This window comes from Allobosea sp. Root670, from assembly GCF_001429415.1.
Classification (GTDB): domain Bacteria; phylum Pseudomonadota; class Alphaproteobacteria; order Rhizobiales; family Beijerinckiaceae; genus Allobosea; species Allobosea robiniae.
This window is the reverse complement of record NZ_LMJU01000001.1, coordinates 1-25330: the sequence shown is the minus strand read 5'-3', so window position 1 is coordinate 25330 and position 25330 is coordinate 1. Positions and strand designations below refer to the sequence as shown.

At 67.2% G+C, this 25330-nt stretch carries 23 protein-coding genes; 14 read left to right on the top strand and 9 right to left on the bottom strand.

The genetic code is table 11. The features are described from left to right. Positions 1 to 14: 14 nt before the first annotated feature. Together ASE61_RS00110 and ASE61_RS00105 are read left to right on the top strand one after the other, a co-directional pair. Positions 15 to 1235: a M20 family metallopeptidase gene (locus tag ASE61_RS00110; RefSeq protein WP_061963480.1), complete on the top strand. Its 1221-nt coding sequence runs from the start codon at positions 15 to 17 to the stop codon at positions 1233 to 1235. Beyond that, on the top strand, positions 1232 to 2368 hold the full coding sequence (locus tag ASE61_RS00105) for a M24 family metallopeptidase (RefSeq protein ID WP_082616980.1): 1137 nt from the start codon (positions 1232 to 1234) through the stop codon (positions 2366 to 2368). The genes ASE61_RS00110 and ASE61_RS00105 overlap by 4 nt, the downstream gene beginning before the upstream one ends. 126 nt (positions 2369 to 2494) lie before the next feature. On the opposite strand, the gene ASE61_RS00100 is transcribed toward ASE61_RS00105, so the two are convergent. Beyond that, a complete protein-coding gene (locus ASE61_RS00100; protein ID WP_061963478.1) occupies positions 2495 to 3385 on the bottom strand; it encodes a LysR family transcriptional regulator in 891 nt (296 codons plus the stop codon). 71 nt (positions 3386 to 3456) lie between these two features. Here ASE61_RS00100 and ASE61_RS00095 point away from each other — a divergent pair, with 71 nt between their 5' ends. The 4 genes from ASE61_RS00095 to ASE61_RS00080 are packed head-to-tail and all read left to right on the top strand — an operon-like array spanning position 3457 to position 7901. Next, positions 3457 to 4791: an acyclic terpene utilization AtuA family protein gene (locus tag ASE61_RS00095; RefSeq protein WP_061963476.1), complete on the top strand. Its 1335-nt coding sequence runs from the start codon at positions 3457 to 3459 to the stop codon at positions 4789 to 4791. Between the two features lie 4 nt (positions 4792 to 4795). Next, positions 4796 to 5131, top strand: a complete 336-nt coding sequence (locus ASE61_RS00090; RefSeq protein WP_061963472.1) for a hypothetical protein — start codon at positions 4796 to 4798, stop codon at positions 5129 to 5131. A gap of 29 nt (positions 5132 to 5160) precedes the next feature. After that, positions 5161 to 6741 carry an ABC transporter substrate-binding protein gene (locus ASE61_RS00085; protein WP_061963469.1) on the top strand — a complete coding sequence of 527 codons (1581 nt, stop codon included), beginning with the start codon at positions 5161 to 5163 and terminating at the stop codon, positions 6739 to 6741. Then, positions 6738 to 7901: a serine hydrolase domain-containing protein gene (locus tag ASE61_RS00080; protein WP_061963466.1), complete on the top strand. Its 1164-nt coding sequence runs from the start codon at positions 6738 to 6740 to the stop codon at positions 7899 to 7901. Before ASE61_RS00085 ends, ASE61_RS00080 begins: the two co-directional genes overlap by 4 nt. Positions 7902 to 7922: 21 nt before the next feature. Here the strand turns inward: ASE61_RS00080 and ASE61_RS00075 are convergent, their stop codons facing one another. From ASE61_RS00075 to ASE61_RS00045, 7 genes are all read right to left on the bottom strand, one after another. Next, on the bottom strand, positions 7923 to 9089 hold the full coding sequence (locus tag ASE61_RS00075) for an NAD(P)/FAD-dependent oxidoreductase (RefSeq protein ID WP_061963464.1): 1167 nt from the start codon (positions 9087 to 9089) through the stop codon (positions 7923 to 7925). 8 nt (positions 9090 to 9097) lie between these two features. Continuing rightward, a complete protein-coding gene (locus tag ASE61_RS00070; protein ID WP_061963463.1) occupies positions 9098 to 10708 on the bottom strand; it encodes an FAD-dependent oxidoreductase in 1611 nt (536 codons plus the stop codon). Positions 10709 to 10788: 80 nt separating this feature from the next. Beyond that, positions 10789 to 11547 carry an amino acid ABC transporter ATP-binding protein gene (locus tag ASE61_RS00065; protein WP_413813513.1) on the bottom strand — a complete coding sequence of 253 codons (759 nt, stop codon included), beginning with the start codon at positions 11545 to 11547 and terminating at the stop codon, positions 10789 to 10791. Beyond that, positions 11544 to 12395 (bottom strand): amino acid ABC transporter permease, encoded by an 852-nt coding sequence (locus ASE61_RS00060; protein WP_061963459.1) that lies wholly within the window; start codon positions 12393 to 12395, stop codon positions 11544 to 11546. The genes ASE61_RS00065 and ASE61_RS00060 overlap by 4 nt, the downstream gene beginning before the upstream one ends. Continuing rightward, entirely contained in the window at positions 12392 to 13132 is a 741-nt protein-coding gene (locus ASE61_RS00055; protein WP_061963457.1) for an amino acid ABC transporter permease, read from the bottom strand. Before ASE61_RS00055 ends, ASE61_RS00060 begins: the two co-directional genes overlap by 4 nt. Before the next feature lie 155 nt (positions 13133 to 13287). Beyond that, on the bottom strand, positions 13288 to 14106 hold the full coding sequence (locus ASE61_RS00050; protein ID WP_061963455.1) for a transporter substrate-binding domain-containing protein: 819 nt from the start codon (positions 14104 to 14106) through the stop codon (positions 13288 to 13290). 89 nt (positions 14107 to 14195) lie between these two features. Then, on the bottom strand, positions 14196 to 15182 hold the full coding sequence (locus ASE61_RS00045) for a GlxA family transcriptional regulator (RefSeq protein ID WP_244492673.1): 987 nt from the start codon (positions 15180 to 15182) through the stop codon (positions 14196 to 14198). Between the two features lie 70 nt (positions 15183 to 15252). On the opposite strand from ASE61_RS00045, the gene ASE61_RS00040 reads away from it, so the two are divergent. The 4 genes from ASE61_RS00040 to ASE61_RS00025 are packed head-to-tail and all read left to right on the top strand — an operon-like array spanning position 15253 to position 20424. Beyond that, a complete protein-coding gene (locus tag ASE61_RS00040; protein ID WP_061963451.1) occupies positions 15253 to 16503 on the top strand; it encodes a sarcosine oxidase subunit beta family protein in 1251 nt (416 codons plus the stop codon). 24 nt (positions 16504 to 16527) lie between these two features. Beyond that, the gene (locus ASE61_RS00035) at positions 16528 to 16803 is read left to right on the top strand and encodes a sarcosine oxidase subunit delta (RefSeq protein WP_061963450.1); all 276 of its coding nucleotides are present in this window, start codon (positions 16528 to 16530) and stop codon (positions 16801 to 16803) included. Continuing rightward, positions 16800 to 19784 (top strand): sarcosine oxidase subunit alpha family protein, encoded by a 2985-nt coding sequence (locus tag ASE61_RS00030; RefSeq protein ID WP_061963448.1) that lies wholly within the window; start codon positions 16800 to 16802, stop codon positions 19782 to 19784. The genes ASE61_RS00035 and ASE61_RS00030 overlap by 4 nt, the downstream gene beginning before the upstream one ends. Then, positions 19777 to 20424: a sarcosine oxidase subunit gamma gene (locus ASE61_RS00025; protein ID WP_061963446.1), complete on the top strand. Its 648-nt coding sequence runs from the start codon at positions 19777 to 19779 to the stop codon at positions 20422 to 20424. Before ASE61_RS00030 ends, ASE61_RS00025 begins: the two co-directional genes overlap by 8 nt. 64 nt (positions 20425 to 20488) lie before the next feature. On the opposite strand, the gene ASE61_RS00020 is transcribed toward ASE61_RS00025, so the two are convergent. Beyond that, complete coding sequence (locus ASE61_RS00020; RefSeq protein ID WP_061963444.1) at positions 20489 to 21367, bottom strand: LysR substrate-binding domain-containing protein; 879 nt, start codon at positions 21365 to 21367, stop codon at positions 20489 to 20491. A 107-nt stretch (positions 21368 to 21474) separates the two neighbouring features. Here ASE61_RS00020 and ASE61_RS00015 point away from each other — a divergent pair, with 107 nt between their 5' ends. From ASE61_RS00015 to phnY, 4 genes are all read left to right on the top strand, one after another. After that, complete coding sequence (locus ASE61_RS00015; RefSeq protein ID WP_061963442.1) at positions 21475 to 22620, top strand: 2-aminoethylphosphonate--pyruvate transaminase; 1146 nt, start codon at positions 21475 to 21477, stop codon at positions 22618 to 22620. An 11-nt stretch (positions 22621 to 22631) separates the two neighbouring features. Beyond that, positions 22632 to 22796 (top strand): hypothetical protein, encoded by a 165-nt coding sequence (locus tag ASE61_RS26215; protein WP_156406934.1) that lies wholly within the window; start codon positions 22632 to 22634, stop codon positions 22794 to 22796. Continuing rightward, positions 22793 to 24046: a phosphonoacetate hydrolase gene (gene phnA, locus ASE61_RS00010; protein WP_061963433.1), complete on the top strand. Its 1254-nt coding sequence runs from the start codon at positions 22793 to 22795 to the stop codon at positions 24044 to 24046. Before ASE61_RS26215 ends, phnA begins: the two co-directional genes overlap by 4 nt. Before the next feature lies 1 nt (position 24047). Beyond that, positions 24048 to 25330: phosphonoacetaldehyde dehydrogenase (phnY, locus tag ASE61_RS00005; protein ID WP_061963427.1), on the top strand; the 1283-nt coding region annotated here is incomplete at its 3' end.

Genomic DNA, 25330 nt, shown 5'->3' with positions numbered 1-25330 from the left:
TCGAGGCCATACGCATGAATCCCCGCGACCTGATCCATTCGCTCGACGAGAAAGCCTGCCTCGCGCTCCTTTCCGACTGGGTGAAGCACAAGAGCTATTCGGAGACCGAGGGCGAGAAGGCGCTCGTCCACCATGTCGTCGGCCAGATGAAGGCGATGGGCATCGAGGCGGAGGCGCAGGCCTTCGACGAGGGCCGCCGCGCCAACGCCATCGGCCGCTGGAAGGGCACGGGCGGCGGCAAGAGCCTGCTGTTCAACGGCCATCTCGACACCAATCCGGCGACCGAGGGCTGGACCGTCGATCCCTGGGGCGGTGTGGTCGACGACGAGTTCATCTACGGCATCGGCGTCTCCAACATGAAGGCGGGCGACGCGGCCTATTACTGCGCGGTCAAGACGCTGATCGACGCCGGCGTGAAGCTGAAGGGCGACGTCATCCTGACCTTCGTCGTCGGCGAATTGCAGGGCGGCGTCGGCACGGTCGCGGCGATCCGCAACGGCATCCGCGCCGACTACTTCGTCAACAGCGAGCCGACCGACCTGCAGGCCGTCACCATGCACGCCTGCGCCTTCTCCTTCATCATCGAACTCACCGGCAACACCCGCCATCTCTCCAAGCGCGAGCAGGCGGTCGACGCGATCATGGCAGCCTGCGACCTGATCCCGCGGCTCAACGCCATGACGTTCTCGGGCGCGCCGTCGGCCGAGCATGAATCGATCAACCGCGTCCATGTCGGCGTCGTTCACGGCGCGCTCGGCAAGGAATTGCATGAATGGCGCGCGCCGCAGGTGGCGGATTACTGCAAGCTCAAGGGCTCGGGCCGCTTCGCGCCCGGGCAGACGCAGGAGGGCGCGCTCGCCGACATGCAGCGCGAACTCGCCGGGCTGGAGCAGCGCTTCCCGGGATTGAAGACCTCCATTCGCGTGGAGAAGAAGGAAGGACATCAGTCGATGCCGGCCTTCGAGGTCGCCAAGGACGCCCGCATCGTGAAGACCGTCAACGCGGCCTACGAGGCGGTGCGCGGCGAGAAGCAGCCGACCGGCGCGATCAAGCCGCCGGGCTTCTTCGGCACCGATGCCGGCCATCTCTATGCCGAGGCCGGGATGGAGGGCATCGTCTGCGGGCCGGGTGGGCGCTACAACACCATGCCCGACGAGCGCGTCGATATCCGCGACTTCCTGGACATGGTCCGCATCTACCTGCTGACCATCCTCGATATCTGCGAAGTCGCGTGAGCCCGCTCTTTCCGTCCGAGGAGTTCGCAGGGCGGGTCGCCAAGGCCCGCGCGGCGATGACGGAGGCGGGCGCCGAACTGCTGCTCGTCGACCATGCCGAGTTTCTGGCATGGCTGACCGGCTACACGGTCTCCGAGACGATGTACCGGGCCGCCTTCCTGCCAAGGGAGGGCGAGCCCTGGTTCGTGCTGCGCGAACTCGACGCCGGCCCGTGCCGGGATGCCTGCTGGTTCGGGGATATCGTCGGCTTCGCGGATACATCGGAGCCGCATCAGGCCATGGCCGACGAGATCCGCCGGCGCGGTTTCGCGCAGGCTCGGATCGGCGCCGACCACGCCTCCTACGGTTTCACCGCGGCGACGCGCGAGCGCCTCGCCGCGCTCCTGCCCGATGCGCGCTTCGTCGACCTGCCGCGTGCGAGCGATCTGTTGCGGGCGGTGAAGTCGCCGGCCGAGATCGCCCTGATCGTAGAGGCGGCGGCAATCGCCGACAAGGCGATGGCGGCCATTGCCGCGAAGGCGCTGCCGGGAATCTCGCCGCGTGCCGCGGCTGCGGTCGCGGCCGCCTGTTTCCTGGAGAACGGAGCCGATACCGGCGAGACCGGCCCGATCGTGCCGGGCGTCGGCGATCACGAGTTTCTTCATGGCGTGATGACGGCCCAGCCGCTGGCCGAAGGCGACATCCTGCATGTCGAGCTGATCCCGAAGCGGCGCAACTACGGTGCGCGGCTGATGCGGCCGGTGCTGATCGGGACGGACCGGCGCGGGCTGTCGCCGCTCGCCGCGCGTCTCGTCGCCTTGCAGGATCGGCAGATTGCGGCGATGCGGCCGGGCGCCCTGGCCTGCGAGGTCGATGCGATCCTGCGCGGCGCCGTGCTCGCGGAGGGCTTGCGCCCGGTCTATGACAACGTCACCGGTTATGCGCTCGGTCTCTATGGCCGTACCCCGCGCACCAGCGACTTCTCCCGCGTCTTCCTGCCGAACGCGCGCTGGCAGCTGGAGGAGGGCATGGTCTTTCACATGTATGTGTCGGCCGGTGGCCTGGGCTTCAGCGAGACCGTTGTCGTGGAGGCACGCGGTGGGCGGCGCCTGACGTCGGCGCCGCGCGCGCTGCTTTCGGCCGGCTCGCGGTAGGTCGTGCTGATCCAATCTCGGGTCGTGGCGCTTCGCGCCGAGGCGGCCAAGCTGCCTTGATGAGCGACCGCCCGCTGCGACATTGGCCGGGTGCCGTTGGAATGACGGCTCTTGCGGCGCTCGCCATCACGGACCGATCATCTCGCGCAGATGGCGCGCGAACAGGGCGGGCAGCGAAGGCAGCGGCCTGCCGCTTTTCTTGACGAGGCTGATCTGCCTGACGAAGCCGACGGCCTCTATCGGGCGCGAGCGCAGGTTCGGGAATGCATCGATCTCCTTGGCCGAGGAAGGCAGGAAGGTGATGCCCAGCCCGGCCTGCACCATCCCGGCCGCCGTCATCATGTAGGTCGCTTCCCCCGCCGCCGTCGGGATCAGGCCGGCGGCGTGGAAGCCCGCCTCCACCACGGCCCGGACGCTCGTATCGGGGTCCATCATGATCAGCGGGTAGAGCAGGAGCAGGTCAGGCGTCACCGCTTGCGCCTCCGCAAGCGGGTGGGCGTGGGGGAAGACGACATGCATGCTGTCTTCGAAAGCCAGCAGCACGTCGACATTACCTGTGTTCGCCGGACCGCCGGTGATCCCGAGATCGACCTCCTCCGCCTCGACCAGGGACAGGATGCGGCGTGCGATGACATCCCGGATGCGAAAATCGGCTCCTGGATGGGCCGTGCGGAATGACTTGATGGCCCTGGGCAGCAGGCCTGCGGCGGCGGTCGGCAGCGCGGCGATCCTGACCAGGCCCTGATAGCCGGTTCCCTGGTTGCGGACGTCCCCGATCACGCCATCCAGGTCCTGGACCAGACGCGCCAGAACCGGCAGCAGGTCCCGCCCGGTCTGGGTCAGGGTGACCGACCGCGACGTCCGCTCGAACAGCCGGACCGACAGCGCCTCCTCGAGCTTCCGGATCTGCACCGTCAAGGTCGGCTGGGCGACATGCAGCAACGCAGCTGCGCGCGTGAAGCTGTTCAATCGCGCGACGGCCACGAAAGCCTTGATCTGGCGGAAGCTGACATTCATAGGAAAAAGCTATTGTAGAGATTGAATTATTTCAATTGTTTAATCGTAACTGAGCCCTCAGCCTGTGCGGCATGAGATCGATCAGACTTGGCGCTGGGGCAGGTTTCGCGGGGGATCGGATCGAGCCCGCCATCGAGCTCGCCCGAAACGGGCGCCTCGACTATCTCGTCTTCGAATGCCTTGCCGAGAGGACGATCGCGCTGGCCCAGCAGGCGCGGCTCGCGGATCCGTCCAAAGGATACGATCCCCTGCTCGAACGGCGCATGCTCGCCGTGCTTCAGCCATGCCGCGACGCCGGGACCCGGATCGTCACCAATATGGGGGCCGCCAATCCGCTGGCGGCTGCCGAACTCGTCCGCGACGTCGCGCGCCGCCAGGGACTGACCGGCCTCAAGGTTGCGGCGGTGACGGGCGACGACGTTCTCGAACAGATTCGCGGCAGCGACATCGCGCTCCTTGAAGGCGGCAGGCTGGCCGATCTCGGGGATCGCGTGATCTCGGCCAATGCCTATATCGGCGCGCGCCCGATCGCCGATGCGCTTGGGCGTGGGGCGGATGTCGTCGTTACCGGTCGCGCGGCAGATCCCGCCCTGTTCCTGGGGCCCCTCATCCATGCCTTCGGCTGGAAGCCGGACGACTGGGAGAAGCTCGGCAAGGGCGTGCTGGTCGGCCATCTGCTGGAATGTGCCGGACAGATCACCGGAGGCTACTTCGCCGATCCGGGCGTGAAGGATGTTCCCGGTCTCGCGCGGCTGGGCTTTCCGATCGGGGAAGTCAGCGAAAACGGCGACCTGATCGTCACCAAGCTGGACACGGCCGGCGGAGCCGTGACGACCGCCACGGTCAAGGAACAGTTGCTCTACGAGATCGAAGATCCTGCCCGCTATCTTGAGCCTGACGTCGTCGCCGATTTCTCGCGCGTGCGTGTCCATTCGGCAGGAGCCGATCGCGTGGCTGTCGAAGGCGGGCGCGGAGAGCCCAGCACCGGCCTGCTCAAGGTCTCCATCGGCTATCGCGACGGGTTCGTCGGTGAGGGGCAGATGTCCTATGCGGGGGCCGGCGCAGTCGAGCGTGGCCGCCTGGCGCTCGAGATCGTGCGGGAACGCCTAGCGCTCTGCGGCGTCCCCATGACGGAAGCCCGCTTCGATCTGATCGGCGTCGACGCCTTGCACGGCGCTGAGCTGTCGCGCGGCGGCGAGCCCTACGAGGTCCGCATCCGGGTTGCCGCGCGCACCGATGCCGCAGACAGCGCCAGGGCGATCGGGGACGAGGTCGAGACGCTCTACACCAACGGCCCGGCCGGCGGCGGCGGGGGCTGGAAATCGGTCAGGCCGGTCATCGCGATCGCTTCGGCCCTGGTGCCCCAGAGCATCGTCTCCACCCAGCTCAGCTTCTTCGAGGCCTGATGCCATGAAGCTTCGCCAGATCGCGCATTCCCGGACCGGCGACAAGGGCAACGTCGCGACCATATCCGTCATTGCCTTCGATGAAGGCGATTACCCCTTCATCGCCGAACACGTCACGGCAGCGCGCGTGGCGGCGCTCTTCGCCGGCGTCGCGAGCGGCCCTGTCTCGCGTTACGAGCTGCCTGCGCTCGGCGCCCTGAATTTCGTCATGAAGGGCGCCCTCGGCGGCGGCGTGACACGCTCGCTGGCGCTTGACGCCCACGGCAAGGGCCTCAGCTCGGCACTGCTCGATCTCGACCTGCCGGAACCGGCGCGCGCCGGGCGGCACCCGCTGACATGACGACAAACAAATTCTGGAGGGGAACGACAATGGCCACAAGACGCGGATTTCTCGCCGGCATGGCATCCGCCCTGAGCATGCCGTCCATCGTGCGAGCCCAAGGTGCCTCCGTCCTCAAATTCGCCCCGCAATCGGATGTCGCCATTCTCGATCCGATCATGAGCGTGTCCTATGTCACGCGAAACCACGCGATGCTGATCTTCGACACGCTGTATGGAGCCGACGAGCATAACCGGGCCCAGCCGCAGATGGTCGAGGGCCATCTCGTCGAGCAGGGCGGGTTGGAGTGGACGCTCACCTTGCGGGAGGGGCTGCGCTTCCATGACGGTTCGCCGGTTCTCGCCCGCGACGTGGTCGCAAGCCTGAAACGGTGGTGGAAGCGCGACAATGTCGGCCAGGTCCTGGCGGCGCTCACGGACGAGCTTTCGGCCGTTTCGGATCGGGCGGTCCGTTTTCGGCTCAAGGCGCCGTTCCCGATGCTGCCGGATGCCCTGGGCAAGTTCGGGACCAACAATGCGGTCATCATGCCGGAGCGGCTCGCGCTGACGGAGGCGACCGTCCAGGTGACGGAGATGGTCGGCAGCGGCCCCTATCGCTTCGTTCCCGGCGAGAGGGTGCCGGGCAGTCGCCTCGCCTATGAAAAATTCGCGGGCTACGTGCCGCGCCAGGGGGGCCAGACCAGCGCCTTGGCCGGCCCCAAGATCGCTCATTTCGACAGGGTCGAGTGGGTGGTGATGCCCGATGTCGCGACCGCCGCCTCGGCGCTTCAGACCGGGGAAATCGATTGGTGGGAGCAGCCCGCCTCCGATTACTGGGACCTGCTCGCCTCCAAGGACAACGTCAAGCTCGATCTGATCGACACGTTCGGCTCGGCCGGGGTGATCCGCTTCAACTTCCTGCAGGGGCCGACGAGCGATGTGCGCATCCGGCGGGCCGCATTGGCAGCCATCAGCCAGAAGGACGTGATGACCGCGGTCATCGGCGAGGACCCGAAATACTGGCGCGACAAGGTCGGGTATTTCCTTCCCGGCACACCGATGGCCAGCACGATCGGTCTCGACGCGCAGAAGGAGCCGCCGGATCGGGACTTCGTGCAGCGCACGCTGAAGGAGGCCGGCTACAAGGGAGAGCCTCTCGTCTACCTCGTGCCGGGCGATATCGCCACGCTCAAGGCACAGGGCGAGGTGGTGACCGACGCGCTCAAGCGGGCCGGCTTCAACATCGACATGCAGGTGATGGACTGGGGCACGGTGCTTGCCCGCGCAAACAACCGGGAGACCCCCGACAAGGGCGGATGGCACATTGTCGGGACGTTCACCGCGGGCGTCGGCTTGCTCAACCCGTCGAGCAACAACTTCCTGCGTGGGAGCGGCACCTCCGCCATCTTCGGCTGGTCCGATATCCCGCGGCTCGAAGAACTCCGCATGGACTGGTTCCGGGCCGCGGACGAAAAGGCCCAGGCCGCGATCTGCGCCGAGATCCAGCGGGTCGCCTTCGAGGCGGTTCCATACGCACCGACCGGCCTTTACTACCAGCAGACCGCCTATCGCAGCAATCTGACGGGCGTGCAGAAGGGCCTGCCGCTGTTCTATGGAGTGCGCCGGACATGAGCACCGACAAGGCGGAGCCGCGTCGTTACGTTCCGCGGGGCGAAGATTTCCTCCTGCTCTCGCCGACATGGCAGGCCCATGCCTACCGCAATGTCGACAGCATGTTCGCCACCCGGTCCATTCGGCGAGGCCAGCAGGCCTTTCCGCTCAAGCGGGCTGCCGAAATCGCGGTCGAATACGAAACGGGCGGCGAGCGCCGGGGCATCGACGACTATATCTATCGGGCCAATGTCGCCGGGCTTCTCGTCTTGCAGGGCGATGCGATCCGGCTCGAGCGCTATGCGCTGGGCCTGGAGGAGCATCTGCGATGGTCATCCATGTCGATGATCAAGTCGTTGACGTCGACGCTGGTCGGCGCCGCTCTTCAGGATGGGGCGATCGCGAGCCTCGACGATGCGGTCTCGCTCTATCTGCCGGCGCTGCGCGGCAGCGCCTATGACGCGGTCAGCGTCCGCAATCTCATCACCATGTCGTCGGGCGTCGACTGGAACGAGGATTACACCGACCGCAATTCCCATGTGAATCGTTACAGCAAGTCGCTCGGCGACAAGGTCCCGGGAGGCGTCCTGGCCCTGATGCGAAGCGTGCGCGGCCTGCACAAGCCGGGCTCGCAGTTTCTGTACAACACCGGCGATACCTATGTTCTCGGTGCGTTGCTCTCGGCAGCTACGGGCCGGACGCTGGCCGACTACATGTCCAGCAAGATCTGGTCGCGGTTCGGCATGGAATTCGATGCCTTCTACACCCTCGAGTCCGAGGGCGGCCAGGAGATCGGCGGCAGCCGTGCGGGCATGGCGCTGCGGGACTTCGGCCGGTTCGGGCTTTTTCTGCTGCATGGCGGCGTGATCGGCGGCGAGACCGTCCTGCCACCGAATTGGCTCGACGACGCCGGTTCGCGCGTGTTCACCCTCGACCCGTCGACCAACAGCTATGGTGCCGATGGCTACGGCTACAGCTGGTGGATCGACCCCGACGGCGCCATGGTCGCCGTGGGTTTCGCCGGGCAGACGCTTTATGTGAACCGCAAGGCCAACGTCGTCATCGTGACGCTGTCGTGCCAGCCCCAGCCCCCGTTCGCAGCCAGCTACGACATCGATATCAGGTCCGAACGGTTTGCCTTCAAGGATGCCGTGCTCGACCGAATTCGGGAGGGCGGCTGACAACGGCCGTCGAGCGGGGTTTCACGCACTCAGCATGGCCGTCGCGGCTGATGCCTGCCAGCCCTGCAGCTCGCGCCAGTTAGGCTCCAGTTCGGCGAAGCGCGACAGCTTGAAGGAGGAGATGTCGGCAAAGCTGCAGGCCCCGTCGAGCACGAGATCGCGGATCGCGTGGCCGCTCGCCGGCGACAGGCCGAAGCCGACGCTCGACAGCGTGGCGACCACGACATTCGCCTGCGCATCGAGCCGGTCGATCACCGGGCGGCCATCCGGCGTGTTCTCGATCACCCCGGCCCAGGAGCGGATGATGCGGGCATGGGCGGCCTTCGGCAGAAGCTCGGCGAGGCGCTTGCCCATGTGCAGCATCAGCGGGGTGGTCGGTTTCGCCGGCGTGCCTTCCTCGGCCATGGCCAGCCATTCATGCGGTCCGCCGCCATAGGCGAGGTTGCCGCGCAGCGTCTGGCGGCCGTAGAGGCCGCAGCCGTCAACGCCGCCGAGCGGCATCAGGGGCAGGGGCTCCGTCACGATCATCTCGCAGCGGGCGGACTGCACCGGCACCTCTTGTCCGAGCATCGCCGACAAGCGCCCCGTCTGCGGGCCGGCCGCGAGCACGAGGCTGTCGCAGCCGATCGGGCCGCGATCGGTCTCGACCGCGGTGACACGCCCGCCCTCGCTGCGGAACCCGGTGACGGTGGTGTGCTGCAGGATACGCCCGCCATGGTCCTGCATCGCCCAGGCATAGCCCTGCAGCGTGCGGTGAGGATTGGCATGGCCACCGAACTTGTAGTGATAGCCGCCGACGACGGTGTCGCCCGCCAGCGGCACCATCTCCTTGGCCTGCTTGACGTCGAGCACCGCCGACTGGAAGCCCTGCCGCTCGGCATTGCGCAGCGCGCGCCCATAGAGCGCCATCTGGTGCTCGCTGGCGGCGAGGCGGATGCGCTCGCCCCTGAACTCGGTGGGGTAACCGAGCAATTCGTCCATGAGCGGCCAGAGCCGCTGCTCCTCGACGAAAAGAGGCGAATGGTGGTGCGAGCAGCCGCCGCCATTGCGGCCGGAGGCTTCCCAGCCGATCAGCCCCTTCTCCAGCACCAGCACGTCGACGCCGTCACGCGCCAGCCACCAGCCGGCGGAGAGGCCGGTGACGCCGCCACCGACGATGACGACCGAAGCTCCCTTGATCGCGCTCATAATGGCTCTCACTCGCTTGCGACGGGGCCGGTCGCGTCATTGCTCGCGACGGTGTAGCGCTCCGGCACCTCCCAGAACGGCACCCATTGCGCGTGCATGCCGAACCAGGTGTCCCAATGCTCGGCCTGATCGGGCGCCTCCGGCACATGCGCCGTCATCGCCAGCGGCATCGGCCTGACCGGGGCGCGGTAGCCGGCGAGCGGGATCGCGGAAAGTGGCTGCGCGGCGCCCAGCGCCAGCAGGCCTGCGACCTGCTCGCGGCAGCGGCGTCCCTGGCAGGGCCCCATGCCGGCCCGCGTCAGCCGCTTGACCTGGTCGGGATTGGGCGGGCCCTCGCCGAGCAGCGCCGACAGCGAGCGGTCGTTGCGGCGCTCGTCCCGCCAGTCGAGATAGCGCGGCGGGCGAACCTCGAGGATCTCGCGGGCCGTCACCTCCTCGCATTGGCAGACGTGGAATTCGGCCCGCGCCTCGATCACGCTCGTCCGAACCCAGGCCAGGCGGTAGTCGCCGATATCATAGGCGGGCGCCGGTGGGTTTTCGGACTTGGTTCCCGTCGCAACCTGACCCAGCGCCGCCACGGCGCGCGCGGCCTCTGCCTCGGCGATCGCGCGGTCGCGGATCTTGGCCGGCCAGATCCCGGCGCAATCGCCGACCGCATGGACATGGGCGAGGCTGGTGCGCTGATCCGCATCCAGAACCGGGGCATAGCCGCCACGTCCGGCCTGGAACGACAGCTTGCCGCCGGCCGCATCGAGCAGGTCCACGACCGGCGTGGTGCCGACCGCGAGCACGATGCCGTCGCAGGCGATGGCGCGCTCGTCGCCGGTCGGCCGGCCGTTTTCATCCAGTCTTGCGACCATCGCCGCCTCGACCGCGTCGCGGCCCGTCGCCTCGCGCACGACATGGCCGGTCAGGATGTCCGTGCCACCTTGGCGCAGGCTGGCCAGCAGGTCCTCGTCGCCCACAGGTTTCGGCGCCTGCTCGACGATCGCTGCGATCGTGACGCCTGCCTCGCGCAAGGCGATCGCGGTGGCCAGCGCTTCCGTGTTCGAGCCGAGAATGACCACCTTGCGCGGGCCGAAGGCGCCGTAGCGCGTCGCGAGATTGAGGGCAGCGGTGGCGCCCAGCACCCCCGGCTTCTCCCAGCCGGGAAAGCCGAGGCCCATGTCGCGCCGGCCGCAGGCAAGGATGACGTGCCGGGCCTGCACCAGAACGCTGCGCTCCGCGTCGGCAAGGCCTGCGACGAGGCCGGGCATCCAGCCGAGCGTCGGCCCGTTCGCGTAGAGCCCCCAGCAGGCCGTCCCGAGGCGGACGTCGACCCCCGCTTCGAAAGCCTCCTCGATCCGCGGTTCGGAGGCGATGAAGGCCTCCATCATGGCGTTGCGGTTGCGGGCATTCGCCGCCATGCCCTGCCCGAAATGCAGGGGCACATCGTCGCCCATCGTCGTGAACGCGACCGGGTTCTCGTCGACCAGCAGGACACCGAGCCCGCGCGCCGCGGCCCCGATCGCGGCTTCAAGCCCGGCCGGTCCGCCGCCGACGACGAGCACGTCGACAGTCTCGTCGATGGGCAGGGGCTTGCCGGTGACGGATTTGGGGTCTGAGGCCGGGACGTTCATGGATCACCCTTGCGAATGACGCTGTTCAGTCTCGGGTCGATACCGGCTGAGGTTCGGCCCGGTTGGTGCGGTGTGGCGTGTCAGAGCACCTGTTCGAGGAAGGCGCGCGTGCGCGGCTCGCGCGGCGCGCCGAAGAAGTCTGCCGGCGGCGCATGCTCGACGATGACGCCGCCATCGGTGAAATAGACGTGGTCGGCGACCTCGCGCGCGAAGCCCATCTCGTGGGTGACGAGGATGCAGGTCATGCCTTCGGCGGCGAGATCGCGGATTGTGACCAGCACCTCCTTCTTGGTCTCGGGGTCGAGCGCGGCGGTGACCTCGTCGAACAGCATTACCTTGGGGTTCATCGCCAGCGAGCGGGCGATCGCGACGCGCTGCTGCTGGCCGCCCGAGAGCTCGCCCGGATAGGCGTCGTGCTTGTGCGAGAGCCCGACCTTGGCGAGCAGGCGCCTGGCCCGCTCTTCGACCTCGGCCCGGTCCTGCTTCAGCACATGGATCGGCGCCATCATCACGTTCTGCAGCGCGTTCTTGTGCGGGAACAGATTGTATTGCTGGAAGACGATGCCGACGTCGCGGCGCAGCGCCAGCTTGTCGAGCGCGGGATCGTTGACCTGCCGGCCGGCGACGGTGATCGAGCCCTTGTTGATCGGCACCAGCGCGTTGATGCAGCGCAGCAGCGTCGACTTGCCCGAGCCGGAGGGGCCGATGACGCAGACGGTCTCGCCGCGGCGGATGGTGAGGCTGACATCCCTGAGGACCGGGAAGGCGCCGAAGGCCTTCTCGACCCCTTCGATGACGACGACCGGCTCGCCGAGTTGGTGTCTGGCGACCATGGTCATCCCTTCACGTTGAAGCGGCGTTCGAGCGCCATGGTGAGGCGTGCGATCGGGTAGCAATAGGCGAAGAACATCAGCAGCAGCAGCAGGTACATCGGCAGCATCAGCTCCGGCCGGCTCTCGGCGACGAGCGCGGCGCGCGTCACCGTCAGCCCGTCCTGGATGCCAACGACGGAGATCAGCGTCGTCGCCATGGTCAGGATGGCATAGAGGTTCATCCAGGGCGGAAGCATCCGCTTGAAGGCCTGCGGCAGGATGATCATCCACATCGTCTGCCGGCGGGTGAAGGCGAGCGCCTCGGCCGATTCCCACTGGCCGGAGGGGATCGAGCGGATGCCGCCGCGCACGATCTCGGAGACGTTCGCGGCCACCGGCAGCGCCAGTCCGATGATCGCCTTGATCCAGGCCGGGAAGGCGATGGTGACCGGGCCGAGCCTGATCTCGAAGGGCAGCAGGAACATCGCGTAGAACAGCAGGACGAGCCAGGGCGCGTTGCGGAAGAACTGCGTCGCGGCCCAGGCCGGCTTGCGCAGCGCCGCGGATGGCGAGACCTGGCCGATGCCGAACAGCACGCCGACTGCCGTGCCCAGCGCCATTGAGAGGAAGCTGATCAGCAGGTTGAACAGGAAGCCCTGGAAGATCAGCGGCGCCCAGCGCCACAGGATGGTTACGGCGCCGTCACGCGCCGCTGGCCCGGTCGCCTGCGCCACGGCCAGCGAGGCGGCGAAGACGATTGCCGTGCCCGCGACGAGGCCGGCGCTCAGCAGGGCCGGTGCGGCAAGGCCGCTGGGCGCGATCGGCGCGGCGCGGAACGGTTTCAGGACCGGGAGGTCGGTGGCGCCCGCCTTCATGGCATGTAGCCCGGAATGCGCATGGCCTTCTCCCATCGATGCATCACCCAGACCAGCACCGCGACGAGCAGCACATAGACGACGAGCAGCACGTTCATCATCTCGCGGACGTTGAACATCTCAGACCAGATCTGCGATGCCGCGTAGAGCAATTCGGGCACGCCGATCGCATAGGCGAGGGTGGTGGTCTTCACGAGATTGACGAGGTTGTTGTTGAGTGCCGGCAGGCAGATGCGGAAGGCCAGCGGCAGCACGATCTGGCGCCAGAGCTGGAAGCGGGTGTAGCCGAGCGATTCCGCCGCCTCGACCATCGTCTCGGGCACGGCCTCGATCCCGGCGCGGAAGATCTCGACATTGAACGCCCCGGCGAAGAGCGAGAAGGCGATGATCGCCCAGCCCGTGCCGCTGACCAGCGGGGACTGCCCGCCGAAACCGTCCGAGACCGTCGGCAGCATGCTGCCGACGGCGAAATAGAAGAAGGAGAGCTGCACCAGCGGCGGCGTGTTGCGGAAGAACTGGACATAGATCCGCACCACGAGGCGGCCGAGCCGCGAGCCGCTGCCCGCAACCCAGACGCCGATGAGCCCGATCGCCAGCGAGGCCAGGATCGAGACGACGCAGATATAGGTCGTGGTCCACAACCCCGTGAGGAAGCGGGAGCGATCGAAAGCATCGTAGAAGATCGAGAAGTTGAGCCCCTGCGTATCGTTCAGGCGCTCGAAGAAGGCTGCGATCATGAGCTCTTCCGTTTGGCTCCGGGTCATTCCGGCCAAGCCGCGCGAGCGGCGCGGAGCCGGAATCCATCGATCGGCGTCGGTGCTTTACGATGGATTCCGGGTCTCGCTTCGCTCGCCCGGAATGACGAGGGAGGCAGCAGGATCGGCGGGCGGCTTTACGAGCCCTTCAGCTTCTTGTTGGTCTCGATCAGGTAGGGGCTCTGCTTGATGCCCCATTTGGTCTCGAGCGCCAGCAGCTTGCCGCTCTTGTGCCACTCGACCGACATCTCCTTGAGCAGCTTGCCGAAAGCGCCGTCGAGATCGTCGAGACGCACGGCGATGGCCCAGAGCTGCGGGTCTTCCGAGACGAGCGGCATCTCGTAATTCGCCCATTTCGGGTCGCCGCCCGAGAGCGTCGAGACGATCAGCGTGTCGTCGAAGAGGAAGGCGACGCAGTTGTTGCCGAGCAGCGCGTTCAGCCCGTCCGGAACCGACGGGAACACGACGAGTTCCGGCGCATAGACCTGCGAGACGCGGCGGTTGTAATAGGCGCCCTGCACGGCGCAGACCTTGCGGCCCTTCAGGTCTTCCCATTTCTTGAGGCCCGCGCTCTTGGGCGCGAGCACGTTGGTGGCGCCGGCATAGTAGTTCGGCTCGATCATGCCGATCTGCTTGCGTCGCTCGGCCGTGTCGCCGAGCGTTGCGGCGATCATGTCGATGCGGCCCTGGCGCAGGAACTCGATGCGATTGGCGGCGATGACCGGCACCATCTCCAGCTTGACGCCGAGCTTGGCGGCAACCTCCTGCGCGAGATCGATTTCGAGGCCGACGATCTTGCCTGACGGATCGAGGAAGCCCCAGGGCTTGTAGTCGTTCTTCACGCCGACGGTGAGGACGCCCTTCTCCTTGATCTTGGCGAGGGTGTCCTGCGCCATGGCAGGTGCGGCGGCAAGCGTGGCGGCGACCGCCAGCGCGAGAGCGGTGAGCTTGTTCATCGGTCGCGATCCCCTGTGTTTTATTTGAAGCCTTAGACTTCAGGTGGATCGGTACGCAGAATTGACCCCATGCGACGCATTCTTGACGTTTAGCGCCGAGCGATGGGGTGGTGGGGCAGCCGCTCCGATCGGGGAGGATGGCCGAAGCGCCCGCTATAGCTGCGGGAGAAATGGCTGGCGCTGGCGAAGCCGCAGGCAAGGGCGATTTCCAGGATCGACAGGCTGGTCTGCCGCAGCAGGTCGCGCGCCCGGTCGAGGCGCAAGGCCAGGTAGTGCTCGCCCAGCGACCGGCCGAGATGCTGGCGGAACAGGCGTTCGAGCTGGCGCAGCGAGACATTGGCCAGGCGGGCGAGGGCTTCGCGGGGCTCCGGGTCCTCCAGCGTCTGCTCCATGCGGGCGATGACCCGCAGCAGAGGCGCATGCGCGATGCCCAGCCGTTCGCGCAGTGGCATGCGCTGCGGCCCTGCGCCCTCCCTGACCTGGGTCTGCAGGAACCACTCGCTGACGGCGAGCGCGAGGTCGCTGCCATGCTCGCGGGCGATCACGGCGTGCAGCATGTCGAGCGGGGCCGTGCCGCCGCTGCAGGTCAGCCGGTCGCGGTCGATCTCGTAGAGCGAGCGGCGCAGGTCGAGGCGCGGGTACTCTTCCAGGAAAGCGGCCGCATGCTCCCAATGGATCGTGAACCGGTAGCCGCTCAACAGGTTGGCCCGCGCCAGCAGATAAGGGCCGCCCGAGACGCCGCCGATCCGGACGCCCCGCCTTGCCAGCTGCCGCAGCCAGGAAAAGGTCGGCTGGTGGTGGAAGAGCGCGGGGTTTCCTCCGGCGCAGACGAACAGGTAGTCGAGCCGGAGCTCGGCCCCGACAGGAGCATCTGCCGCGATGGCGACGCCGTTCGATGCGGGGGCGGGCGCTCCGTCGATCGAGATATGGCTCCAGCGATAGAGCGGGCGCCCCGACAACCGGTTGGCGGCCCGCAGCGGCTCGATCGACGAGGCATAGGGCAGCAGCGCGAAATCCGGGATCAGCAGGAAGCCGACATGGGTCGGTGTGCCGTCGTCGCTTCCAGACAATCGCATGTCGCTATCAAGCATGTCGTCGAACTTATGTCGGTCAATCTCTCGATGACAAGATCGACCGGATCATCCGATGCGCTATTCCGCTTTCTCACTGCTCGCCCAGGCTTTCCGGCGCCACAAGGGTTGGACGCCGGCCTGGCGCGACCCTGAGCCCAAAGCCGAATACGACGTCATCATCATCGGCGGCGGCGGGCATGGCCTCGCCACGGCGCATTACCTCGCCAGCCGGCACGACATCACCAATGTCGCGGTGCTGGAGAAGGGCTATCTCGGCTCCGGCAATGTCGGCCGCAACACCACGATCATCCGCTCGAACTATCTCCTGCCCGGCAATACGCCGTTCTACGAATTGTCGATGAAGCTCTGGGAAGGGCTGGAGCAGGACCTGAACTATAACGCCATGGTTAGCCAGCGTGGCGTGATCAATCTCTATCACTCGGACGCCCAGCGGGACGCCTTCGCCCGGCGCGGCAACGCGATGCGGCTCGCCGGGGTCGATTCCGAACTGCTCGGCCAGGAGCAGGTGAGGGCGATGCTGCCCTATCTCGATTACGACAATGCCCGTTTCCCTGTGCAGGGCGGGCTATTGCAGCGCCGCGGCGGCTCGGCCCGGCACGATGCGGTCGCCTGGGGCTATGCGCGCGCCGCCGACAGTCGCGGCGTCGACATGCTCCAGAACTGCGAGGTCACCGGCATCACCATGGTCGGTGGACGGGCCGTCGGCGTCGAGACCTCGCGCGGGCCGATCCGGGCGAAGAAGATCGCTATGGCGGTCGCCGGCAACTCGGGGCGGGTGGCGGCGATGGCCGGCCTGCGCCTGCCGATCGAGACCCATGTCCTCCAGGCCTTCGTGTCGGAGGGGCTCAAGCCCCTGATCGACACCGTCGTCACCTTCGGCGCCGGGCATTTCTACATCAGCCAGTCGGACAAGGGCGGGCTGGTCTTCGGCGGCGATATCGACGGCTACAACTCCTACGCCCAGCGCGGCAACCTGCCGGTGATCGAGGACGTGATGGAATCGGCCATGGCGCTGTGGCCGGGCCTCGGCCGGGTGCGCATGCTGCGCCACTGGGGTGGCGTCATGGACATGTCGATGGACGGCTCGCCGATCATCGACACGACGCCGGTGGATGGGCTCTACCTCAATTCCGGCTGGTGCTATGGCGGCTTCAAGGCGACGCCGGCCTCGGGCTTCTGCTTCGCGCATCTGATCGCGACGGGAGAGCCGCATCCGGTCGCGGCCGCCTATCGGCTCGATCGCTTCGCCACCGGGCGACTGATCGACGAAAAGGGCGCCGGCGCCCAGCCGAACCTGCACTGACCGCGCGCTGCCGAGGACCTTGCCATGCGCATCACCTGTCCCCATTGCGGCGCGCGCGACGCCCAGGAATTCACCTATCTCGGCGCGGCCGATCTCAAGCGGCCCGACGGCATGGCGGCGACCGAAGCCGCGATGACCGATTATGTCTACCAGCGCGAAAACCCTGCCGGCACGCATCGCGAGCTCTGGTATCACGGCGCCGGCTGCCACGCCTGGCTGGTCGTGACCCGCGATACCCGCAACCATGCGATCGCTGCGGTCGAGGCCGCGAAGTCGCGCAAGACCGGAGCGGCAGCATGAGCGGGCAGTCCTTCCGGCTCGTCTCCGGCGGCCTGGTCGACCGCGATCGGGCGTTGAATTTCAGCTTCGACGGCAAGCCCTATCGGGGCTTTGCCGGCGACACGCTCGCTTCGGCCTTGCTCGCCAATGGCGTGCGCCTTGTCGGACGCTCCTTCAAATACCATCGCCCGCGCGGCGTGCTCTCGGCCGGACCGGAGGAACCGAACGCGCTGGTGGAACTCCGCTCCGGCGCGCGCCGCGAACCGAACACCCGCGCCACTGTCACCGAGCTGTTCGACGGGCTCGATGCCGCCAGTCAGAACCGCTGGCCTTCGCTCGCCTTCGATCTGCTCTCGCTCAACGGGCTGGTCTCGCCGGCGCTCGTCGCGGGCTTCTACTACAAGACCTTCATGTGGCCGGCAGCCTTCTGGGAGAAGCTCTACGAGCCGCTGATCCGCCGTGCCGCCGGCCTCGGCCGTGCGGCCGGCCTCGAAGACCCGGACCATTACGAGAAGGCCTTCGCCTTCTGCGACCTGCTCGTGATCGGTGGTGGCCCTGCGGGCCTCGCGGCCGCGCTGGCGGCGGGGCGCAGCGGCGCCCGCGTCATCCTCTGCGACGAAGATTTCCGCCTCGGCGGGAGCCTGTTGGTGGAGAAGCGCGAGATCGATGGCAAGCCGGCCGCCGAATGGCTGGCCGCGACACTGGCCGAGCTCGAAACCTTGCCGGAGGTGCGGATCATACCGCGCACCACCGTCTTCGGCCTCTACGATCACGGCATCTATGGCGCCGTCGAGCGCGTCGGTGATCATCTGCCCGAGCCGGCGCCCCATCAGCCGCGTCAGCGCGGCTGGCGCATCCATGCCAGGCGGGCGATCCTCGCAGCGGGCGCCTTGGAGCGGCCGATCGTCTTCCCCGGAAACGATGTGCCGGGCGTCATGCTGGCCGGCGCGGCGCGTACTTACGTCAATCGCTATGGCGTTCTGCCGGGGCGCGAGACGGTACTGTTCACGGCCGGCGACGATGGCTGGACGACGGCGCGTGACATCGCAGCTGCCGGCGGCAAGGTCGCAGCGATCGTCGATGCGCGCGGTGAAGCCGATCCGGCACGAAAGGCGCTCGCCGACAAGCTCGGGGCGCGGCTGTTTGCCGGCGGCGTGATCGAAGGCACGCGGGGCGGCCGTCAGCTCGACGGCGTCACCATTCGCGATGCCTCCGGCGCGACGACGGCGCTCGCTTGCGACCTGCTCGCCGTCTCGAACGGCTGGAACCCGACGCTGCACCTGACTTCGCATCAGAACGGCAAGGCGGTTTGGGACGAGGATCTGCAATGCTTCGTGCCGGGAACCCTGCCGGCGGGGCTCGCGGTCGCCGGCAGCGCGGCCGGGCATTTCACCCTGGCGCAGGCGCTGGAAGATGGTGCCCGGCTTGGCTGGGAGGCCGCTGCCGAGGCTGGGTTGAAGCCGGCCGCTGCGGGGCCGGTGCCGATGACCGATCCCGAGGCGACGGCGCTGCAGCCGGTCTGGCGGGTGAAGGGTGCGAAAGGCAAGGCCTTCGTCGACTACCAGAACGACGTCACCGACAAGGATGTCGAGCTCGCGGCGCGCGAGGGCTTCCGGCCGGTCGAGCATCTCAAGCGCTATACCACGCTCGGCATGGCGACCGATCAGGGCAAGACCTCGAACCTCTCCGGCCTCGCCATCATGGCCGAGCAGACGGGTAAGACGATCCCGCAGACGGGAACCACGACCTTCCGGCCGCCCTATACGCCGGTGGCGATCGGCGCCCTTGCCGGCCATCACCGTGGCAAGGAATTCCGGCCGGTACGGCTGGCGCCGACCCATGACTGGTCGAAGGAGCAGGGCGCCGTCTTCGTCGAGGCCGGCCAGTGGCTACGGGCGCAGTACTATCCGAAGCCCGGCGAGACCGACTGGCTGACCACCGTCAATCGCGAAGTCCAGGCCGTGCGGGCCGGCGTCGGCCTCTGCGATGTCTCGACGCTGGGCAAGATCGACATCCAGGGCGCGGACGCCGCCGAATTCCTGGAGCGCGTCTACATCAACGGCTGGAAGGCGCTGCCGGTCGGCAAGGCGCGCTACGGCCTGATGCTGCGCGAGGACGGCTTCGTCATGGATGACGGCACGACCTCCCGCCTCGGCGACAGCCATTTCCTGATGACGACCACGACGGCCAATGCCGGCAAGGTGATGCAGCATCTGGAATTCTGCCATCAGGTGCTCTGGCCGGAGCTCGACATCCGCATGGTCTCGGTCTCCGAGCAATGGGCGCAGGTCGCTGTCGCCGGGCCGAAGGCGCGCGAGACCCTGCGTGGCGTGGTCGATCCCGCGCATGACATTTCGAACGAGGCCTTTCCCTATCTGGCGGCGCGCGCTGTCACTGTCGGTGGCGGCATCCCGGCCCGGCTCTTCCGGATCTCGTTCTCGGGTGAACTGGCCTATGAACTCGCCGTTCCGGCCGACTATGGCGACGCGATGATGCGAGCCCTGATGCGCGCGGGCGAGCGCTTTGGCATCACGCCCTACGGCACCGAGGCGCTCGGCGTGATGCGTATCGAGAAGGGCCATGTCGCCGGCAACGAGCTCAACGGCCAGACCACGGCGCGCGATCTCGGCCTCGGCAAGATGATGTCCGGAAAGAAGGATTATCTCGGCCGCCTGATGGCGGGCCGTCCGGCTCTCGTCGAGAAGGACAGGCCGTCCTTCGTCGGCTTCAGGCCGGTCGATCCAACGCAGCGCCTGCGCGCCGGCGCCCATTTCATCGGCATCGGCAAGGCGGACATCATGGAGAACGATGAGGGTTACATGACCTCCGTCGCCTATTCCCCGCATCTGAACCACTGGATGGGGCTCGGCCTGATCAAGGGAGGCGCAGCCCGCATCGGCGATCGCGTGCGCGCCTACGACCCCGTCCGCAACGGCGACATCGTCGTCGAGATCTGTTCGCCCATCTTCGTCGATCCGGAAGGAGCCCGCCTCCATGGCTGAGATCGCGACCGTGTCGACAGCGGTTTCCTGGGCGCCGCGCGGTGCCTGGGCCGGCATCGCGCAGCCCGGCTCCTTCGGTGCAACGGGAGGGGCCGGCGTCCTCGCGACGCTGCTCGACGGCTTCGGGCTGGCGACCCTGATCGCCGCGCCGGGCGCGGCGCCGGCCCTGTCGCGGATCGTCGAGGCGCGGCTCGGCATCGCGCTGCCGCAGGCGCCGAAGATCGCCTCGGGTCAGGCTCATGATGCGATCTGGGCTGGTCCGGACCAATGGCTGCTGCGCGCCGCCTCGCGTGACGGCTTTGCCGGGCTCCTCGCCGAGCTCGCCCCCCATGGCGCCGTCAGCGACCAGAGCGATGCGCGCGCCGCCGTCAGGCTCTCGGGGCCGCGTGTCCGCGATCTGCTGGCGAAGGGCGTGATGCTCGATCTCCACCCTGCGGCCTTCGCGGTGGGCGATGTCGCCTTGACCAGCATCGCCCATGTCGGCGTGCAGATCTGGCGGCTCGCCGACGGGCCGGATGGTTCTGTGTTTGAGATCCTGGTCCCGCGCAGCATGGCGGGAAGCTTCTGGGCCTGGTTCACCGCATCGGCGGCGGAATTCGGTTGCGCGGTAACGGCAGCTCCGGTCGCAGGGCCGCGATAGGGGCCGAAACCCGCAAAGGGTACTCCGCCGACGGGCTTTCGAACAAGCGCGTGCGCAGGCTTTCTCAGCGCGAACCGATCACGTCCTGAACGGTCTCGAAGAAGCTGCGCACCAGCGGCAGGCGCTGGCGCTCGGCCCGGCAGACAATGTATTCGCCAACATCGAAATCGGCCCCGGTGATGATGATCCGCTTCAGGCCGGCCTCCGGCTTGAACTCCGCCGCGAACACCACCCCGATCCCGAAACCGAAGGCGACGGCTTCGCGCACGGCCTCGCGCGATTGCACCTCCAGCAGGTTCGCAGGCTTGATGCCGGCGAGCGAAAGCCGGCTCTCGAAGACCTCCCGCGTGATCGAGCCGCGCTCGCGTAGCACGATGTCCTGGCCGGCGAAAGCCTCGATCGGGATCTGGTCGTGCCGTGCCAGCTCGTGCTGGTCGGAGACGAAGGCGACCAGATCGTCCGAGCGCAGCCTGACGCTGTGAATGCGCGGGTCGGAATTGGCGCGCGCGGTGATCGCGACGTCGGCGGCGAAATCCATGATCCGGTCAACGACTTCGGAGGAGTTGCCGATGCTGAGGGAGAAGGTCAGGCCCGGATAGCGTTCGCGCATCCGCGCCAGCGCCGGCATCACATGGGTGGCGCTGTCGGCCGCGATCCGCAGATGGCCACGCTGCAATGTGCGGCTGCCGGCGAGAAGCGATTCTGCCTCATCCTCGGCTGCGAACAGCCGCGCCGTAACCACGAACAGGCTCTGCCCCAGCGGGGTCAATTTCACCTGCCGGCCGGCGCGGTCGAACAGCCTGACGCCATAGGCATCCTCCAGCCCGCGGACCTGGGCGGAGAGGGTGGGTTGGCTGACATGGCGCGTCTTCGCCGCGCCGGTGAAGCTCTGCGCCTCCGCCACGGCATGGAAGGCCGCAAGTCCGGAATAACTGATGGCCATATTCTATAGATCCTGTCTATAGGGGATATGGAAACGATGTATTGGACCTATGTCAACGGCACTCCTAGCTTCGCGATCATCCGCCGCAACGACATCGCGAGACCATCATGGCCCAGGCCCGCCGCCCTGCCTCCTCCGAAACCGGTGATCCGCTCCTCCTGACGCCCGGCCCGCTGACCACCAGCAAGGCCATCAAGGAGACGATGGTGCATGATTGGGGCTCGCGCGACGCGACCTTTGTCGGCATCAACAAGGCGGTCCTGGAGGAGCTTCCGAAGATCATCCATGGCGGCGAGGACTTCGTCACCGTGCCGATGCAGGGCTCCGGCACCTTTGCCGTCGAGGCGATGCTGACCACCTTCGTGCCGCGCGACGGCAAGATCCTGATCCTGATCAACGGTGCCTATGGCCAGCGCGCCAAGCGCATCGTCGAGATCGCCGGCCGCGCCGTCGCCGTGCACGAGACCGCCGAGGACACGCCGCCCGACCTCGCCGAGATCGACCGCATGCTGGTGGCGGACACCGCCATCACCCATATCTTCACGGTCCATTGCGAGACGACGAGCGGCATCCGCAACCCGGTCGAGGCGATCGCCGCGCTCGCCAAGCGCCATGGCCGCCGCCTGCTGGTCGATTCGATGAGCGCCTTCGGCGCGCTGCCGCTCGACAGCCGCGAGGTCTATTTCGACGCCGTCGCGGCCTCCTCGAACAAGTGCATCCAGGGCGTTCCCGGCCTCGGCTTCGTCATCGCCCGCAAGAGCGCGCTGGCCGAGACCAAGGGCAATGCCACGACGCTCGTGCTCGACCTCCATGACCAGAATGCCGGCTTCGAGCGCACCGGCCAGTACCGCTTCACCCCGCCGATCCATGTCATCGTCGCCTTCCACGCGGCCTTGCAGGAGTTCTGGGCCGAGGGCGGCGTCGCAGGCCGCGGCGAGCGCTATGCCGAGAACGCCCGCATCCTGATCGAGGGCATGGAAGGGCTCGGCTTCCGCACCTTGCTGCCGGCGGCCCGGCAGGCGCCGATCATCGTCACCTTCCATATGCCGGAGGACAAGAACTTCGTCTTCCAGCGCTTCTACGATGCGCTGAAGGATGCCGGCTACGTCATCTATCCCGGCAAGCTGACGGTCGCGGACAGCTTCCGCATCGGCTGCATCGGCGCGCTGGGCGCACAGGACATGCGCGCCTTCGTCGCCACGGTGTCGGATGTCCTTGATGAAATGGGCGTCGGCCTGAAGTCGGCCGCGTAAGGAGCCCTGAGATGACAATGCACACGAAGATCGGCTCGGATGTTGTTGCGAATGGTCGCGACTATGCGCGGCCGCGGCGCCCGACGGTGGTGATCTGCATGGACGGCTCGGAGCCGGCCTATATCGAAGCCGCCAGCGCCAAGGGCCTGACGCCGAACCCAAGGAGTTGGTCATGAACGCACATTCCAAGATCGGCTCGGATGTTGTTGCGAACGGTCGCAACTATGCGCGGCCGCGGCGCCCGACGGTGGTGATCTGCATGGACGGCTCGGAGCCGGCCTATATCGAAGCCGCCAGCGCCAAGGGCCTGACGCCGAACCTCGACCGGATCATGAAGACCGGCGCCAGTACCCATGCCTATTCGGTGATCCCGAGCTTCACCAACCCGAACAACCTCTCGATCATTACCGGCCGCCCGCCGGCCGTGCACGGCATCGCCGGCAACTTCTTCTACGACCGCGAGGCCAGGGAAGAGGTGATGATGAACGACGCCCGCTTCCTGCGGGCGCCCACCATCCTGGCCGAGTTCCAGAAGGCCGGCTTCAAGGTCGCGATGGTCACCGCCAAGGACAAGCTGCGCACTTTGCTCGGCAAGGGCCTGGACTTCGCCTCGGGCAGCGCGATCGCCTTCTCTTCGGAGAAGGCCGACAAGGCCAACAAGGCGGAGAACGGCATCGAGAACGTGCTCGATTTCGTCGGCAAGCCGGTGCCGTCAGTCTATTCGGCCGATCTCTCGGAGTTCGTCTTCGCCGCCGGCGTCAAGCTGCTGGAGACCTTCAAGCCCGACCTGATGTATCTCTCGACCACCGACTATGTGCAGCACAAGGCGGGGCCGGGCTCGGAGATGGCGGACTCGTTCTACGCCATGTTCGACGGTTATGTCGGCAAGCTCGACGCGCTCGGCTGCACGCTGGTCATCACCGCCGACCACGGCATGAACGACAAGCATCTCGCCAATGGCGAGCCGGATGTCGTCTATCTCCAGAGCCTGATGGACGAGTGGTACGGCCGGGGCACGATGCGCGTGATCCTGCCGATCACCGACCCTTACGTGGTCCATCACGGCGCGCTCGGCTCCTTCGCCACGGTCTATCTGCCCGATGGCGTGAGCCAGGAAGAGGTCGCGGCGCGCATCTCCGGCCTCGACGGCATCGCGCTGGCGGTGACGTCGGCGGAAGCCTGCGAGCGCTTCGAACTGCCGGCCGACCGGATCGGCGATGTCGTGGTCGTCTCGACCCGCCAGAAGGTCATCGGCACCTCGCCGGACAAGCATGATCTCTCGGGCCTGACCGAGCCTTTGCGCTCGCATGGCGGCATCACCGAGCAGCGCGTGCCGATGATCGCCAACCGGCCGATCACGGTGCCTGATGGACGCACGCTGCGCAATTTCGACGTCTTCGACGTCGCCCTGAACCTGGTGAACTGAGATGAACGCGACGGTGAAGCCGCCGGTGCGGCGCGAGGCGATGCGCATCGCCGGAAAGCTGGTCACGACCGACGACATGGTCGAGGTCAGGAACCCCTACGATGACAGCGTCGTCGGCCTGATCCCGGCCGCCCGGCCCGAGCATGTCCGCGAGGCCTTCGCCCAGGCGAAGGCGTTCAAGCCGACGCTCTCGCGCTACGAGCGCCAGCAGATCCTGCAGAAGACCGCCGAATTGCTGCGCGACCGCAAGGAACTCTTCGCCAGGCTGATCACGGCGGAAGCCGGCCTGTGCTGGAAGGACTCGCTCTATGAGGCCAGCCGCGCCTACGACGTCTGGTCCTTCGCGGCGCAACTCACCATCAAGGACGATGGCGAGATGTTCTCCTGCGACATCTCGCCGAACGGCAAGGCGCGCAAGATCTTCACGACGCGCCAGCCGCTGCTCGGCGTGATCTCGGCGATCACCCCATTCAACCACCCGCTCAATATGGTCAGCCACAAGCTGGCCCCGGCGATCGCGACCAATAATCGCCTCGTGCTGAAGCCGACCGAACTGACGCCGCTGACCGCGCTGGCGCTGGCCGACGTGCTCTACGAGGCCGGGCTGCCGCCGGAGATGCTCTCGGTCGTCACCGGCAACCCCTCGACCATGGGCGATGCGATGATCACCGATCCCGATGCGGATCTGGTGACCTTCACCGGCTCGGTCCGCGTCGGCAAGCACATCGCCAACACCGCCGGCTACAAGCGCATCGTGCTGGAGCTCGGCGGCAACGATCCGCTGATCGTCATGGAGGATGCCGATCTCGACAAGGCGGCGGAACTCGCCGTCACCGGCGCGACCAAGAACTCGGGTCAGCGCTGCACGGCGGTGAAGCGCATCCTGGTGGTCGAGAGCGTCGCCGACGCCTTCTCCAGGCTCGTCGTCGAGAAGGCCAGGAAGCTGACATGCGGCGATCCGATGGACCCCGCCACCGATGTCGGCTGCGTCATCAACGCCCGCTCGGCTTCGCTCTTCCAGGCCCGCGTCGACGACGCGGTGAGCAAGGGCGCCGAGGTTCTCCATGGCAAGCGGGCTGAAGGGGCGCTGTTCCATCCGACCGTGGTCGACAGGATCCCCTACACYTGCGAGCTGGTGCATGAGGAGACCTTCGGCCCGGTGATCCCGATCATCCGCGTGCCSRACGACATCGCCGAGGTGATCCGGATCTCGAACTCCACCGCCTATGGTCTCTCTTCCGGCATCTGCACGAACCGCTACGATTACATCCAGCGTTTCGTCGC

What these genes read in the sequence shown, in the direction of transcription:
- ASE61_RS00110 (WP_061963480.1), top strand. Translation starts at nt 15, where the DNA reads ATGAATCCCCGCGACCTGATCCATTCGCTCGACGAGAAAGCCTGCCTC.
- ASE61_RS00100 (WP_061963478.1), bottom strand. Translation starts at nt 3,385, where the DNA reads ATGAATGTCAGCTTCCGCCAGATCAAGGCTTTCGTGGCCGTCGCGCGA.
- ASE61_RS00095 (WP_061963476.1), top strand. Translation starts at nt 3,457, where the DNA reads ATGAGATCGATCAGACTTGGCGCTGGGGCAGGTTTCGCGGGGGATCGG.
- ASE61_RS00090 (WP_061963472.1), top strand. Translation starts at nt 4,796, where the DNA reads ATGAAGCTTCGCCAGATCGCGCATTCCCGGACCGGCGACAAGGGCAAC.
- ASE61_RS00085 (WP_061963469.1), top strand. Translation starts at nt 5,161, where the DNA reads ATGGCCACAAGACGCGGATTTCTCGCCGGCATGGCATCCGCCCTGAGC.
- ASE61_RS00080 (WP_061963466.1), top strand. Translation starts at nt 6,738, where the DNA reads ATGAGCACCGACAAGGCGGAGCCGCGTCGTTACGTTCCGCGGGGCGAA.
- ASE61_RS00075 (WP_061963464.1), bottom strand. Translation starts at nt 9,089, where the DNA reads ATGAGCGCGATCAAGGGAGCTTCGGTCGTCATCGTCGGTGGCGGCGTC.
- ASE61_RS00070 (WP_061963463.1), bottom strand. Translation starts at nt 10,708, where the DNA reads ATGAACGTCCCGGCCTCAGACCCCAAATCCGTCACCGGCAAGCCCCTG.
- ASE61_RS00065 (WP_413813513.1), bottom strand. Translation starts at nt 11,547, where the DNA reads ATGACCATGGTCGCCAGACACCAACTCGGCGAGCCGGTCGTCGTCATC.
- ASE61_RS00060 (WP_061963459.1), bottom strand. Translation starts at nt 12,395, where the DNA reads ATGAAGGCGGGCGCCACCGACCTCCCGGTCCTGAAACCGTTCCGCGCC.
- ASE61_RS00055 (WP_061963457.1), bottom strand. Translation starts at nt 13,132, where the DNA reads ATGATCGCAGCCTTCTTCGAGCGCCTGAACGATACGCAGGGGCTCAAC.
- ASE61_RS00050 (WP_061963455.1), bottom strand. Translation starts at nt 14,106, where the DNA reads ATGAACAAGCTCACCGCTCTCGCGCTGGCGGTCGCCGCCACGCTTGCC.
- ASE61_RS00045 (WP_244492673.1), bottom strand. Translation starts at nt 15,182, where the DNA reads ATGCGATTGTCTGGAAGCGACGACGGCACACCGACCCATGTCGGCTTC.
- ASE61_RS00040 (WP_061963451.1), top strand. Translation starts at nt 15,253, where the DNA reads ATGCGCTATTCCGCTTTCTCACTGCTCGCCCAGGCTTTCCGGCGCCAC.
- ASE61_RS00035 (WP_061963450.1), top strand. Translation starts at nt 16,528, where the DNA reads ATGCGCATCACCTGTCCCCATTGCGGCGCGCGCGACGCCCAGGAATTC.
- ASE61_RS00030 (WP_061963448.1), top strand. Translation starts at nt 16,800, where the DNA reads ATGAGCGGGCAGTCCTTCCGGCTCGTCTCCGGCGGCCTGGTCGACCGC.
- ASE61_RS00025 (WP_061963446.1), top strand. Translation starts at nt 19,777, where the DNA reads ATGGCTGAGATCGCGACCGTGTCGACAGCGGTTTCCTGGGCGCCGCGC.
- ASE61_RS00020 (WP_061963444.1), bottom strand. Translation starts at nt 21,367, where the DNA reads ATGGCCATCAGTTATTCCGGACTTGCGGCCTTCCATGCCGTGGCGGAG.
- ASE61_RS00015 (WP_061963442.1), top strand. Translation starts at nt 21,475, where the DNA reads ATGGCCCAGGCCCGCCGCCCTGCCTCCTCCGAAACCGGTGATCCGCTC.
- ASE61_RS26215 (WP_156406934.1), top strand. Translation starts at nt 22,632, where the DNA reads ATGACAATGCACACGAAGATCGGCTCGGATGTTGTTGCGAATGGTCGC.
- phnA (WP_061963433.1), top strand. Translation starts at nt 22,793, where the DNA reads ATGAACGCACATTCCAAGATCGGCTCGGATGTTGTTGCGAACGGTCGC.